Here is a 13,879-nt window from a genome sequence, read left to right as displayed (position 1 = left end):
TATGCATGAACAAAAAATATTTTAGCGACATTATAGGGGGAAAATGCCCGCCAGCAGTAGCTGTTTTAAAGCGGAAAAAATGGGCATTTGCTGCGTTTTCGTGCAACTTGCTCATCTTGTGCTATGGTAATTGAGGCGCCAATTTTGATTAATAGTGCGATTAAAATCCGGCGCAAGTTATATCCACAAATTGTGTAAAAGTCGATAATAACCTTCAGTTAAAATAGCACTGTTTAACGCAGTGATTTAAATAGGATTTTTATTTCTCATTATAACGATAAACGCATCGTTATAATTTGTTGTCTTTTCTATGCACAAAGTTATCCACAGGCAGGATCTTGCGGATCGCTTTGCAGAATCACGTGATTTTCGCCCTTAATGCACGCTAAGGTTCGTCTCAGGCGGCCAGCTATGGCATGCTTACCGTCATGTCCGATCACGATAAAGAAACGCTATGGCCCAGATTGCAGAAAACCCATTAATCCTGGTTGACGGTTCCTCGTACCTCTACCGCGCTTATCACGCCTTCCCTCCGCTGACCAACTCTGCGGGCGAACCTACCGGGGCAATGTATGGCGTGCTGAATATGCTGCGCAGCCTGTTGCTGCAGTACCAGCCAAGCCATGTTGCGGTGGTGTTTGATGCCAAAGGAAAAACCTTCCGCGATGAGCTGTTCGCAGAATACAAATCGCACCGGCCGCCGATGCCGGACGACCTGCGCGCGCAAATCGAACCGTTGCACAAAATGGTCAAGGCGATGGGATTGCCGCTGCTGGTCACGCCCGGCGTAGAAGCCGACGATGTGATAGGTACTTTGGCACTGGAGGCAGAGAAAGCCGGCCATGCGGTGCTGATCAGCACCGGTGATAAAGACATGGCGCAGTTGGTCACACCAAACGTCACCCTGATCAACACCATGAACAACACCATCCTTGGTCCACAGGAAGTGTGCGACAAGTACGGCATTCCGCCAGAGCTGATTATCGACTTCCTGGCGCTGATGGGCGATTCCTCGGATAACATCCCAGGCGTACCTGGTGTGGGCGAGAAAACCGCGCAGGCGCTGTTACAGGGGCTTGGCGGGCTGGATGCGCTCTATGCCAACCTCGACAGTATCGCCACGCTCAGCTTCCGCGGCGCCAAGACCATGGCGGCCAAGCTGGAACAGAACAAAGAGGTGGCTTACCTCTCCTACAAGCTGGCAACCATCAAAACCGACGTCGAACTGGATCTTACCTGCGCCGATCTCGAAGTATCAGCGCTGGATGTCGATGTGCTGCAGCAGTTGTTTAAACAATACGAATTTAAACGCTGGCTGGCGGATGTTGAAGCCGGCATTTGGCTGGAAGGCAAAAAGGGTGCCGGCGTGAAAGCCGCCAGTGCGCCAAAGGCTATGGCAGTAGCTGACAAAGCGCCTGCCGAAGCGACGCTGTCGCAAGAAGGTTACGTCACCATCCTGGATGAAGAGACTTTCGCACAGTGGCTGGAAAAGCTGAAAAAAGCCGAAGTATTTGCGTTTGATACCGAAACTGACGGCTTGGACACCCTGACCGCCAATCTGATCGGCCTGTCGTTTGCCATTGCACCGGGCGAAGCCGCCTATTTACCGGTAGCGCATGACTATCTCGATGCCCCAGCGCAGCTGGACCGCGATTATGTGCTGGCCACGTTGAAGCCGCTGCTGGAAGACGAGAAAGCGCTCAAGGTCGGGCAAAATCTGAAGTTCGATATGGGCCTGCTGGCGCGTTACGACATCACCCTGCGCGGCATTGCCTTCGACACTATGCTGGAATCTTATGTGCTGGATAGCGTCGGTGGTCGTCACGATATGGACAGCTTGTCCGATCGTTACCTTGGCCATAAAACAGTGACCTTCGAAGAGATAGCCGGCAAGGGGAAAAAGCAGCTCACTTTCAACCAGATTGCGCTGGAGCAGGCGGCCCCTTACGCTGCCGAAGATGCCGACGTTACCTTGCAATTGCATTTGGCGATGTGGCCGCAATTGAAGGAAAGCGCCGAGCTGCTGAAAGTATTCAATGAGATTGAAATGCCACTGTTGCCGGTGTTGTCGCACATCGAACGCACCGGGGTGCTGATTGATCAAAGCATTCTGGCCACGCACTCCATCGAATTGACCAAACGCCTGGCCGAGCTGGAAATTCAGGCCCATGAACTGGCGGAAGAGCCTTTTAATCTGGCGTCGACCAAACAGCTGCAGGCGATCCTGTACGAAAAGCAAAAGCTGCCGATACTGAAGAAAACGCCGGGTGGTGCTCCATCGACTAACGAAGAAGTGTTGGCCGAACTGGCGTTGGATTACCCGTTGCCTAAGGTGATCCTGGAATACCGTGGCTTGGCGAAGCTGAAGACCACCTACACCGACAAGCTGCCGCTGATGATCAATCCGGTCAGCGGTCGGGTGCATACCTCTTATCATCAGGCGGTGACGGCTACCGGGCGTCTCTCTTCCAGCGATCCTAACCTGCAGAATATCCCGGTGCGCAACGACGAAGGGCGCCGGATCCGCCAGGCCTTTATTGCTCCTGAGGGTTACCGCATCGTTGCGGCCGACTATTCGCAAATCGAACTGCGCATCATGGCCCATCTGTCACAGGATGAAGGGTTACTGAAGGCCTTTGCCGCCGGTGAAGATATCCACCGCGCCACCGCGGCCGAAGTGTTTGGCCTGCCGCTCGATAAAGTGACCCACGAACAGCGCCGCAGCGCCAAGGCGATTAACTTTGGCCTGATTTATGGCATGAGCGCGTTTGGTCTGGCGCGGCAATTGGGTATTCCGCGTGGTGAAGCACAGCGCTACATGGATCTCTACTTCGAGCGTTATCCGGGCGTATTGGAATATATGGAGCGCACCCGCCAGCAGGCTGCCAGCCAGGGCTACGTCAGCACGTTGGACGGCCGCCGTCTCTATCTGCCGGATGTCAGCTCCAGTAACGGTATGCGACGTAAGGCTGCCGAACGCGCGGCGATTAACGCCCCTATGCAAGGAACGGCTGCCGATATCATCAAGCGTGCGATGATCGAAGTGGACGCCTGGCTGCAAGCTCAGGAAGAACCCTTGGTGCGTATGATCATGCAGGTGCACGATGAATTGGTGTTCGAGGTACATGAGTCGGTGCTGGAAGCCTCTAACCAACGCATTCGCGAGCTGATGGAAAACAGCATGACTCTGGCTGTCCCACTGAAAGTGGATGTTGGCGTGGGGGCCAACTGGGACGAAGCTCACTGATTGTGCGGTCGTTCACCGGCCTCGTTCTTAAAGGATGGGCTAACTGGCGATAACCTAAGCAGTTTTTGTAATTAAGCTACAGGATACGGCGATTGTTTCCCCAACCTCGCCGTTATTACGCGCCAAACTGTGTAAGTAAACTACAAAAAATTCTTTTGCACTGCGAAAAAATCATGTAGAGTTACTGGCGTAGGGTACAGAGGTAAGATGTTCTATCTTTCAGACCTTTTACTTCACGTAATCGGATTTGGCTGAATATTTAGCCGCCCCAGTCAGTATTGACTGGGGCGTTTTTTATTGTAAAAACAAAGCCAAACCATAGGTTCTTCTTATTCCCCCGCGACCTCTTTCCTTCGGTTTATCTCCCGATATGGCTTGCTCATCGGCATTCTCAATGCCAAACCACCATAAGAATTTATGATGGATTTCTATCAGAATTGTAATTAGATAACGAAAAGAGCCTGCATCTCGAATGGCAGGCGTAAAAAAGCCGATGCGTTTCCACATCGGCTATCACGGCACCTGCGGCATTTTATTCGCCGGCAGTGTCGTCATCTTCCGGCAGCACTTCCGGTGGGATCTCGTTAAACCAGGTATTCAGTTTTTGGCTCAGTTTGTCGACGCCGATTTTTTTCGGTGAAGAGAAGGCTTCCACCTGGATATCGCCCATAAACGGCACTACCGCTTCACGCACCATATTCAGTTGCGCTTTACGCGCGCCAGATGCCAGTTTGTCCGCTTTGGTCAGCAGAACCAGAACTGGCGTGCCGACATCGACAGCCCATTGGATCATCTGCTGGTCGAGATCTTTCAACGGATGGCGGATGTCCATCAGCACCACCAGGCCTTTCAGGCAGTTGCGCATTTGCAGGTATTCACCCAGCGCTCGCTGCCATTTGCGTTTCATCTCTTCAGGCACTTCGGCGTAACCATAACCCGGCAGGTCGACCAGGCGAATGCCTTCTTCCACTTCAAACAGGTTGATGAGCTGGGTGCGCCCCGGCGTTTTACTGGTACGTGCCAGGCCTTTTTGATTGGTCAGGGTATTTAACGCACTGGACTTACCGGCATTAGAACGACCGGCGAACGCAACTTCAATACCTTCATCCCCCGGCAGATGGCGAATATCGGGCGCACTGGTGACGAAATGGGTCACATGATAATTGTAATTCTTGCTGGTCAAAATTTTTCGTCTCCGTGAGGATGGCTAACTGGTTGGCGATTATAACTGCATCAGCGCTAAAAATGGTGTGTTTCTCTGTTTTTAAGCGCCGGGCCAGTGGGGTGTGGCAATTTATGTGGGGCGGGCTTGTGAGACATTTGCCATTCGAATAGGGGGTAATGTCGCTTTTATTCGAAAGTTGTTTTTATTCTTTTTATTATAAAACATTAGGTTAATTCTCCGATGCGTATTTTTATCAGCTCATTACACGGCAGGTGCCTTGAGCCTGACCCCTGATAGCGTAAAGTAACTTGCAGCACAGGACTGTGCAGGATTAAGGAACATCCGGGAAGGGTGATAAATCTCAAGGAGAGCACGGGACGTGCTAATGAGTGTCAGGATGAATAACCAAAGGAATGGATCTATTTGCATAGAATTTGCAAATAGCACAAGGAAGGTGAAGTTACCGCAATTGGGATGCCAGCAGGAAGCAAACTCAGGAAGAGTGAACGCGAACGGATCTCTCCATGGACGATTTTCCCTTCAGGATGAAGGAAGTAGTGCGGCAGGGAATGCGGTTATAGCAGAAGGAAAAACCAGGATGTTGAGTGTGCGCACGGAATGCGTAGCAGGAATATCCTTCGAAAGAGGGTGCAAAAAGGCGGCGGGTTTAACCTGCCGCCTTTTTTCTTTGTTCGCTTTCTGCTAGATTCCGCCGCAATCGTATAGCATCTATCTCTATACTGAATCTACATACCTAAGAGCATACGCTATGAACCAGCCATCAAAAGCACCTCGCGCCCCACGCAGCAGCGCGGCGACGTCGAAAACCAAAAAGAAAAGCCGTGTGGAGCTCGATCAGGAAGCCCGTGAGCGCAAACGTCTGAAAAAGCGCCGTGGCCTTGCTTCCGGTTCTCGCACCCAGGTGGAGTCTGCCAATCAAAAGAACAAGGCCGGCGCACAGACCAAAGACCCGCGCATTGGCAGTAAAGTGCCGGTAGCATTGGTGGCTGAAGCCAAGCCAAAAGCCAAGCCGCAGCCTAAACCTAAGGCCGAAGCCAAACCGCGTCTGTCGCCGGAAGAAGAGTTGGCGAAGCTGGAAAATGATGAGCGTCTGGACGCACTGCTGGATCGTATTGACGACGGCGAGACGCTGAGCGCAGAAGATCAGGCTTATGTTGATCAGACTCTGGATCGTATCGATGCCCTGATGGAGCAACTGGGCATTGAGCTGGGCGACGATGAAGACGACGAAGAAGAAGAGAAAAAGGAAGATATCCTGAAACTGCTGAAAGGCGGTAACCCGAAAGACGTAATTTAACGCGTCATGTGGCTGATCCCGTCAATAGCCCTACTCTTGATGTGTTATCTGCTGTGGTTATTCGGTAAACTATGGCGGCTGTCCAAACGCAAAACGCGTTTTCGCAGCGCTTCCGCGGCCAGACAGCGTAGACCACTGCCCATTTCCCGGCCCGGTAGAAAAAAATATCGGAAGGAGTGAGCATGTCAGAGCAGGCAATTGTCTGGGATCTGGCCCTGATCCAGAAATATAACTATTCAGGGCCGCGTTACACCTCATACCCCACAGCGCTGGAGTTCAACCAGAGCTACGACGAAGCGGCGTTTCAACGCGCCGCGACGCGTTATCCTGAGCGCCCTTTGTCGCTGTACGTGCATATCCCTTTCTGCCACAAGCTCTGCTATTTCTGTGGTTGCAACAAGCTGGTGACGCGTCAAACGCACAAGGCTGATGAATATCTGGCGGTGCTGGCAAAGGAAATCGCTCAGCGCGCGCCTTTGTTTGCCGGGCGTAAGGTCGGCCAGATGCACTGGGGCGGCGGTACGCCAACCTATCTGAGCAAGACACAAATCAGCCAGCTGGTAGCGATGCTGCGCCAACACTTTGATTTCCTCCCCGATGCCGAAATGTCGATCGAAGTCGATCCGCGTGAGATTGAGCTGGATGTGCTCGATCATTTACGCAGCGAAGGTTTTAATCGCCTGAGCATGGGGGTGCAGGACTTCAATAAAGAGGTGCAGCGGCTGGTGAACCGCGAGCAGGATGAAGCCTTTATCTTTGCCCTGATTGCCCGCGCTAAAGCGCTTGGTTTTAATTCCACCAATATCGACCTGATCTACGGCTTGCCAAAGCAAACACCAGAGAGCTTTGCTTACACCCTGCAGCGGGTGGCCGCGTTAAACCCGGATCGCCTGAGCGTATTTAACTATGCCCATATGCCGAATCTGTTTGCTGCCCAGCGCAAAATCAAAGACGCAGATCTGCCGAGCGCGCAGCAGAAACTGGATATCTTGCAGCACACCATAGCTTCCCTGACCGAATCGGGTTATCAGTTTATCGGTATGGATCATTTCGCACGACCGGACGATGAGTTGGCGGTGGCGCAGCGCGAAGGGAAACTTCACCGTAACTTCCAGGGGTACACCACCCAGGGCGATAGTGATTTGCTGGGACTGGGCGTCTCCGCCATCAGCATGCTGGGGGACAGCTATGCGCAGAACCAGAAAGAGCTGAAGGTTTATTACAGTAGCGTCGAAGCACAAGGTCATGCACTGTGGCGTGGCCTGGCGATGACTGAAGACGACTGCTTGCGGCGTGAGGTGATCAAAACGCTGATCTGCAACTTCAAACTGGACTATCAGGCCATAGAACATCAGTTCGGCATCGACTTTGCCGATTATTTTGCCGAGGATTTACAATTGCTGGCGCCGTTTGAACGTGATGGACTGGTGGAGCGTGACGAGCAGGGCATTCAGGTTACGCCGCGCGGCCGGTTACTGATCCGCAATATTTGCATGTGTTTTGATATCTACCTGCGTCAACAGGCCCGCACCCAGCAATTCTCTCGGGTTATTTGATGAGTAAAACAACGGCCGCTTTCGCGGCCGTTGTTTTAACTGAAGAAATTAATCAGGGCGGCGCACAGTACCGCAGCAACGGCTGCCTGCGGCGTGTGGCTGGCGGCAGAACCCAGTTCTGCGCCTTGAGAAATGAATGCGATTAACGAATCCAGCATGGAAGCCTCCAGGGTGTGCGCCCCGATCATACTGCGGCCCCATCGGCTGTAAAGCCTGAAATAGCCGTTTTTTTGTGCGCTTGATTGTATTTTCTATCATCAATGCCGCAAACTATTCCATTCCCAATTCTTTCAGCTTACGCGTTAACGTATTGCGCCCCCAGCCCAGCAAACGGGCAGCTTCCTGCTTATGCCCTTGGGTATGACGCAGTGCGGTGGTGAGCAAGGTGCGTTCCATCTCCGGTTGCGCTTCCGACAGCAGGTTTTGATGACCGGAACGCAGCGCGCGGTCTGCCCACTGTGCCAGCAGAGTGGCCCAACTGTCCGGCAGGCTATGCCCGGGCGTTTCTGGCGCAGAGGTTTCAAACAGCTCACTCGGCAGATCCTGAATCAGCACCTCCTGCCCGGCGGCCATCACGGTTAACCAGCGGCAGGTGTTCTCCAACTGGCGAACGTTACCGGGCCATGGCAGGCGCGTCAGTGCAGTTTCAGTCTCCGGATGCAGGTTCTTCGCTTCCACACCCAGCTCCTTTGCCGCCACCTGCAGGAAGTAACGCGCCAGACGCGGAATATCCTCACGACGTTCACGCAGCGGCGGAAGGTGCACGCGGATCACGTTCAGGCGATGGAACAAATCCTCACGGAATTTACCTTCCTGTACCCGCAGTTCCAGGTTCTGGTGGGTGGCGGCGATGATGCGCACGTCCACCTTCACCGGGGCATAACCACCGACCCGATAGAACTGGCCATCTGCCAGCACCCGCAGCAGGCGGGTTTGCACATCCAGCGGCATATCGCCGATTTCATCCAGGAACAAGGTCCCGCCGTCGGCCTGCTCAAAGCGACCCTGACGGATCTGATTGGCGCCGGTAAAGGCCCCTTTTTCATGCCCGAACAGTTCGGACTCGATCAGGTCTTTGGGGATCGCCGCCATATTCAGCGCAATAAAGGGCGATTTGGCGCGCGGGCTGTGACGGTGCAGGGCATGGGCAACCAGCTCTTTACCGGTACCTGATTCGCCGTTGATCAGTACGCTGATCGACGAACGCGACAGGCGGCCGATGATGCGGAACACGTCCTGCATCGCCGGGGCTTCACCGATGATGTCTGCCACCGGATCGTTGGCTGGTTGGCTGCGCGCAGGCTGCTGCTGTTCCTGATAATGGCTGATGGCGCGTTCAACCAGCGCCACGGCTTCATCAATATCAAAGGGTTTCGGCAGGTAATCGAATGCCCCTTGCTGGTAGGCGCTGACGGCGGCGTCGAGATCCGAATGCGCCGTCATTATGATGACCGGAAGCATCGGATGACGCTGTTTGATCTGCTTGAGCAACGCAAGGCCATCCATACCCGGCATGCGGATGTCAGACAGCAACACGTCAGGAGTTTGCGTGGCCAGGGCTTCGAGCACCGCATTGCCACTGTCGAAGGTCACGCAGCTCACACCGGCTCCAGTGAGCGCGCGTTCAAGCACCCAGCGGATGGAGCTATCGTCATCGACGATCCAGACTATCCCTCGTTGCATAGAAAACCTCACTGGCGAATAGGCAGGTAAACCGAGAATTCGGTATGTCCTGGCCAACTGTTAAATTCAATTTTTCCGCAATGCTGATCGATAAGATTACGGGCGATGGATAATCCCAGGCCGGTTCCGCCTTCGCGGCCGCTGACCATCGGGTAAAACAGCGTGTCTTGCAACTGCGCCGGCACGCCGGGGCCGTCATCTTCTACGTCGATACGTGCCGCTAACCGGTAGCGGGTGCCGTGCAGGGTAATCTGGAAAGCGGTGCGAGTGCGCAGCGTGATGGTGCCGCCTGTTTCTCCCAGCGCCTGCAGTGCATTGCGGGTAATGTTCAGCAATACCTGTTCGATTTGATCCGGGTCGTGCGCCATCTCTGGCAGGCTCGGGTCGTAGTCCCGCACCAGCGTCACGTTATCCGGCTTCTCCAGCGACACCAGTTGGCACACTCGCTCTGCCACCTGATGAATGCTTTGGGTTATGTGCTGGCCCGGCCGCTGCGGGCCGAGCAGGCGATCGACCAGGTTGCGCAAGCGGTCGGCCTGCTCAATGATCACCTTGGTGTATTCAGTCAGCGACGGATCGGGCAGTGCCTTGGCCAGCAGCTGTGCCGCGCCGCGCAGTCCGCCAAGCGGGTTTTTAATTTCATGCGCCAGGCCACGGACCAGATCGCGGGCCGCAACTTGCTGGGCGTGCTGAAGTTGTTCCTGGCTCAAGCGGCGTTGGTTATCCATGGGCGCCAGCTCGATCAGGATATAGCCATCAGGCAGTGCCTGTGCGGTCAGGGAGAGGATATGCGCACGCCCGTCAACCACCAGGGTCACTTCGTTATCGGTAAAGCCCTGACCGGCATGCAGGCTCTCACGCATCAGATCGACGTTCAGTGAGAAATAACCGAGCAAATCGGGCAAGGGTGTACCGAAAAGTTTACGAGAACTTTGCGCCAGCAGTTGTTGTGCTGCCGGATTGGCGTAATGAATCGCCAGATCATCATCCAACAGCAGGATGCTGTTGATGAGAGAATTGAGGATCTGCCCAGCATCGGGCAGCTTGCCAGTTGCCATACAGCAGACTCCTGCACCTTTTTAGTGCATCTATCCTACTCCATCCGTTATGCACGTGGTATGGAATAGTTTTGCAGAAAATACGGTGGAGAAAAAAACCCATCCGAAGATGGGCTGAAAGTTTCCACGGCAACAAAAAAAGACAACTAAATCTGGGCGCCGTCCGCAGACGGCGCGGTAAAGCTTAAACGCTGTAGTACAGTTCGAATTCAACCGGGTGTGGCGTCATGCGAACGCGGTCCATCTCTTCTTTGCGCAGATCGATGTAAGCATCGATAGCGTCGTCGGTGAATACGCCGCCACGGGTCAGGAACTCGCGGTCTTCGCTCAGTGCTGCCAGCGCTTCATCCAGGGAACCTGCAACTTTTGGAATTTCAGCTTCTTCTTCCGGTGGCAGGTCATACAGGTTTTTGTCCATGGCATCGCCAGGGTGGATTTTGTTGATCACACCGTCCAGGCCTGCCATCAGCAGGGCCGCGAAGCACAGGTACGGGTTAGCCGCTGGATCCGGGAAACGGGCTTCGATACGGCGCGCTTTCGGGCTGGCAACCACTGGGATACGGATGGAAGCGGAACGGTTACGGGCAGAATAAGCCAGCATGACCGGAGCTTCGTAGCCTGGGACCAGACGCTTGTAAGAGTTGGTGGTCGGGTTGGCCAGGGCGTTGATCGCTTTAGCGTGCTTGATGATACCGCCGATGTAGAACAGGGCAGTCTCAGACAGGCCGCCGTATTTGTCGCCGGCGAACAGGTTAGTCCCGTTCTTGGACAGCGACATGTGGCAGTGCATGCCGGAACCGTTATCACCGAACATTGGCTTCGGCATGAAGGTCGCGGTTTTGCCAAATGCGTGAGCCACGTTGTGGACCACGTATTTGTAGATTTGGATTTCGTCGGCTTTCTTGGTCATGGTGTTGAAGCGGGTTGCCACTTCGTTCTGACCTGCGGTTGCCACTTCGTGGTGGTGCGCTTCAACGACCAGGCCCATTTCTTCCATGGTCAGACACATGGTAGAACGGATGTCCTGTGAGGAATCGACCGGAGGAACCGGGAAGTAACCGCCTTTGACTGCCGGACGGTGGCCTTTGTTGCCGCCATCGTATTGGGTGCCGGAGTTCCATGCGCCTTCGATATCGTCGATGGCCACGTGGGAACCGCGGATGCTGCTGCCGAAACGAATGTCGTCGAACAGGAAGAATTCTGGCTCTGGCCCGAACAGGACGGTGTCCGCGATGCCGGAAGAGCGCAGGAAATCTTCTGCACGCTTGGAGATAGAGCGTGGGTCACGATCGTAGCCTTGCATGGTGCCTGGCTCGAGGATGTCGCAGCGAATGATCAGGGTGGATTCTTCGAAGAACGGATCCAGTACCGCAGTGCTGGCGTCTGGCATCAGCACCATGTCAGATTCGTTGATGCCTTTCCAACCGCCGATCGAGGAACCGTCAAACATTTTACCTTCTTCGAAGAAGTCGGCATTTACCTGATGAGCCGGGATGGTGACGTGTTGTTCTTTACCCTTGGTGTCAGTGAAACGCAGGTCTACGAATTTCACTTCATGCTCATTCAGCATCGTCAAAACGTGTTCAGCGGACATACTTAACTCTCCCGGATTTATCATTGTCGTCGTCGTGGAACGAATCTGTGGAACTGGCTTTTTTTGCCTTGAAAAGACTAAAGCGAAAACTGTGCCAACTTTGCCAAAGCGCTTTAATCGCCTTTCTGTGCGGGTTTTGCACAGAATCAGTATGCACCATCAGTGACGTTTTGCACTTAAATGGTGCAATCAATGCGGGGTGGGGCACTGTAATGGTGCAAAAGTGCACCGGATGCTGCTTTTTGCACCGTGAAAGGGATCACATACTGACCTGTACACAGTTGTTTATAAGAGACTGTTGTGATCTTGTTTAGTCCCTCGCTTAATACGTGTACAATAGCGCGCTATTTCTAATGCCTGAGGCAAAGCTGTGATCGAAAATTTGCGTAACATCGCCATTATTGCCCACGTTGACCATGGTAAGACCACCCTGGTTGATAAGCTGCTGCAACAATCCGGTACTTTCGGAGAGCGTGTAGAAGCCACCGAACGCGTAATGGACTCCAACGATTTGGAGAAAGAGCGTGGGATTACCATCCTCGCAAAAAACACCGCCATTAATTGGAAAGACTACCGCATCAACATCGTGGATACCCCAGGACACGCCGACTTCGGCGGTGAGGTTGAGCGTGTGATGTCAATGGTTGACTCGGTGCTGCTGGTTGTGGATGCAATGGATGGCCCAATGCCGCAAACCCGCTTCGTGACCAAAAAAGCCTTCGCTAATGGTCTGAAGCCGATCGTGGTAATCAACAAGGTTGACCGTCCGGGCGCACGTCCTGATTGGGTTGTTGATCAGGTCTTCGACCTGTTCGTTAACCTCGACGCGACCGACGAGCAGCTCGACTTCCCAATCATCTATGCTTCTGCATTGATGGGGATCGCGGGTACTGACCACAACGAAATGGCGGAAGACATGACCCCGCTGTATCAAGCGATCGTAGACCACGTGTCTGCACCGCAGGTTGAGCTCGAAGCGCCATTCCAGATGCAAATCTCCCAGTTGGACTACAACAACTACCTGGGCGTGATCGGTATCGGCCGTATCAAGCGCGGTAAAGTGAAGCCAAACCAGCAGGTCACCATCATCGATAGCGAAGGTAAAACTCGCAACGGTAAAGTGGGCAAAGTGCTGGGCCACATGGGTCTGGAGCGTATCGAATCTACCCTGGCTGAAGCGGGCGACATCATCGCTATCACCGGTCTGGGCGAGCTGAACATTTCCGACACCATCTGTGACACCTCTGCAGTGGAAGCACTGCCGGCGCTGTCTGTAGATGAGCCAACCGTAACCATGTTCTTCAACGTCAACACCTCACCATTCTGCGGTAAAGAAGGTAAGTTTGTGACTTCGCGTCAAATCCTTGAGCGTCTGAACAAGGAACTGGTGCACAACGTGGCACTGCGCGTTGAAGAAACTGAAGATGCTGATGCATTCCGCGTATCTGGCCGTGGTGAACTTCACCTGTCGGTTCTGATCGAAAACATGCGTCGTGAAGGTTTCGAACTGGCGGTATCCCGTCCGAAAGTAATCTTCCGTGAAATCGATGGTCGTAAACAAGAGCCGTTCGAAAACGTGACCTTGGACATCGAAGAACAGCACCAGGGTTCCGTCATGCAAGCCATGGGTGAGCGTAAAGCTGACCTGAAAAACATGGATCCAGACGGTAAAGGCCGTGTGCGTCTCGACTACGTGATCCCAAGCCGCGGCTTGATTGGCTTCCGTAACGAGTTCATGACCATGACCTCCGGTACCGGTCTGCTGTACTCCACCTTCAGCCACTACGACGACGTGCGTCCGGGTGAAGTTGGCCAGCGCCAGAACGGCGTGCTGATCTCCAACGGTCAGGGTAAAGCGGTAGCGTTCGCCCTGTTCGGTCTGCAAGATCGCGGCAAGCTGTTCCTGGGTCACGGTGCGGAAGTGTATGAAGGCCAGATCATCGGTATTCACTCACGTTCCAACGACCTGACCGTCAACTGCCTGACCGGTAAGAAGCTGACCAACATGCGTGCTTCCGGTACTGACGAAGCCACTACCCTGGTTCCGGCTATCAAAATGACTCTGGAGCAAGCTCTGGAATTCATCGATGATGACGAACTGGTAGAAGTTACGCCAACCTCGATCCGTATCCGTAAGCGTCACCTGACGGAAAACGATCGTAAGCGTGCAAGCCGTGGTCCTAAAGAAGCTTAACCGCTGATTGGGTCTGCAACACTTAGGGCGCGCCAGCGCCCTGAGTTTTTTCCTCTGTCTTTTC

The 13,879-nt window shown here is 53.9% G+C and carries 10 protein-coding genes; 4 read left to right on the top strand and 6 right to left on the bottom strand.

Going from position 1 to position 13,879, the window contains the following annotated elements; all coding sequences use genetic code 11:
* Window positions 1-454 precede the first annotated feature (454 nt).
* Window positions 455-3,247 carry a DNA polymerase I gene (gene polA / locus LQ945_RS13130; protein WP_270100929.1) on the top strand — a complete coding sequence of 931 codons (2,793 nt, stop codon included), beginning with the start codon at window positions 455-457 and terminating at the stop codon, window positions 3,245-3,247.
* Between the two features lie 294 nt (window positions 3,248-3,541).
* On the opposite strand, the gene LQ945_RS13125 is transcribed toward polA, so the two are convergent.
* Both LQ945_RS13125 and yihA read right to left on the bottom strand, forming a co-directional pair.
* Entirely contained in the window at window positions 3,542-3,754 is a 213-nt protein-coding gene (locus LQ945_RS13125; protein ID WP_270100928.1) for a hypothetical protein, read from the bottom strand.
* A gap of 25 nt (window positions 3,755-3,779) precedes the next feature.
* Entirely contained in the window at window positions 3,780-4,430 is a 651-nt protein-coding gene (gene yihA / locus LQ945_RS13120) for a ribosome biogenesis GTP-binding protein YihA/YsxC (protein ID WP_262241228.1), read from the bottom strand.
* Window positions 4,431-5,181: 751 nt separating this feature from the next.
* On the opposite strand from yihA, the gene yihI reads away from it, so the two are divergent.
* The gene (yihI, locus tag LQ945_RS13115) at window positions 5,182-5,730 is read left to right on the top strand and encodes a Der GTPase-activating protein YihI (RefSeq protein ID WP_262241229.1); all 549 of its coding nucleotides are present in this window, start codon (window positions 5,182-5,184) and stop codon (window positions 5,728-5,730) included.
* A 182-nt stretch (window positions 5,731-5,912) separates the two neighbouring features.
* Window positions 5,913-7,286 carry an oxygen-independent coproporphyrinogen III oxidase gene (gene hemN / locus LQ945_RS13110; RefSeq protein ID WP_270100927.1) on the top strand — a complete coding sequence of 458 codons (1,374 nt, stop codon included), beginning with the start codon at window positions 5,913-5,915 and terminating at the stop codon, window positions 7,284-7,286.
* A gap of 35 nt (window positions 7,287-7,321) precedes the next feature.
* Here the strand turns inward: hemN and LQ945_RS13105 are convergent, their stop codons facing one another.
* The 4 genes from LQ945_RS13105 to glnA all read right to left on the bottom strand — a co-directional run bounded on the left by LQ945_RS13105 (window position 7,322) and on the right by glnA (window position 11,621).
* Entirely contained in the window at window positions 7,322-7,444 is a 123-nt protein-coding gene (locus LQ945_RS13105) for a YshB family small membrane protein (protein ID WP_139285489.1), read from the bottom strand.
* 112 nt (window positions 7,445-7,556) lie between these two features.
* Entirely contained in the window at window positions 7,557-8,969 is a 1,413-nt protein-coding gene (glnG, locus tag LQ945_RS13100) for a nitrogen regulation protein NR(I) (protein WP_044554871.1), read from the bottom strand.
* 8 nt (window positions 8,970-8,977) lie between these two features.
* Complete coding sequence (gene glnL, locus LQ945_RS13095; RefSeq protein ID WP_270100926.1) at window positions 8,978-10,027, bottom strand: nitrogen regulation protein NR(II); 1,050 nt, start codon at window positions 10,025-10,027, stop codon at window positions 8,978-8,980.
* Between the two features lie 184 nt (window positions 10,028-10,211).
* Window positions 10,212-11,621 carry a glutamate--ammonia ligase gene (gene glnA / locus LQ945_RS13090; protein ID WP_020837667.1) on the bottom strand — a complete coding sequence of 470 codons (1,410 nt, stop codon included), beginning with the start codon at window positions 11,619-11,621 and terminating at the stop codon, window positions 10,212-10,214.
* A 370-nt stretch (window positions 11,622-11,991) separates the two neighbouring features.
* On the opposite strand from glnA, the gene typA reads away from it, so the two are divergent.
* Complete coding sequence (gene typA, locus LQ945_RS13085) at window positions 11,992-13,815, top strand: ribosome-dependent GTPase TypA (protein ID WP_020837665.1); 1,824 nt, start codon at window positions 11,992-11,994, stop codon at window positions 13,813-13,815.
* The last annotated feature ends 64 nt before the right edge of the window (window positions 13,816-13,879 follow it).

Source organism: Serratia liquefaciens, from assembly GCF_027594825.1.
Classification (GTDB): Bacteria; Pseudomonadota; Gammaproteobacteria; order Enterobacterales; family Enterobacteriaceae; genus Serratia; species Serratia liquefaciens_A.
This window is presented reverse-complemented; position numbering and strand designations above follow the sequence as displayed.

Coding starts and splice junctions, on each gene's coding strand:
- polA (WP_270100929.1), top strand. CDS start 455: ATGGCCCAGATTGCAGAAAACCCATTAATCCTGGTTGACGGTTCCTCG.
- LQ945_RS13125 (WP_270100928.1), bottom strand. CDS start 3,754: ATGTGGAAACGCATCGGCTTTTTTACGCCTGCCATTCGAGATGCAGGC.
- yihI (WP_262241229.1), top strand. CDS start 5,182: ATGAACCAGCCATCAAAAGCACCTCGCGCCCCACGCAGCAGCGCGGCG.
- hemN (WP_270100927.1), top strand. CDS start 5,913: ATGTCAGAGCAGGCAATTGTCTGGGATCTGGCCCTGATCCAGAAATAT.
- LQ945_RS13105 (WP_139285489.1), bottom strand. CDS start 7,444: ATGCTGGATTCGTTAATCGCATTCATTTCTCAAGGCGCAGAACTGGGT.
- glnG (WP_044554871.1), bottom strand. CDS start 8,969: ATGCAACGAGGGATAGTCTGGATCGTCGATGACGATAGCTCCATCCGC.
- glnL (WP_270100926.1), bottom strand. CDS start 10,027: ATGGCAACTGGCAAGCTGCCCGATGCTGGGCAGATCCTCAATTCTCTC.
- glnA (WP_020837667.1), bottom strand. CDS start 11,621: ATGTCCGCTGAACACGTTTTGACGATGCTGAATGAGCATGAAGTGAAA.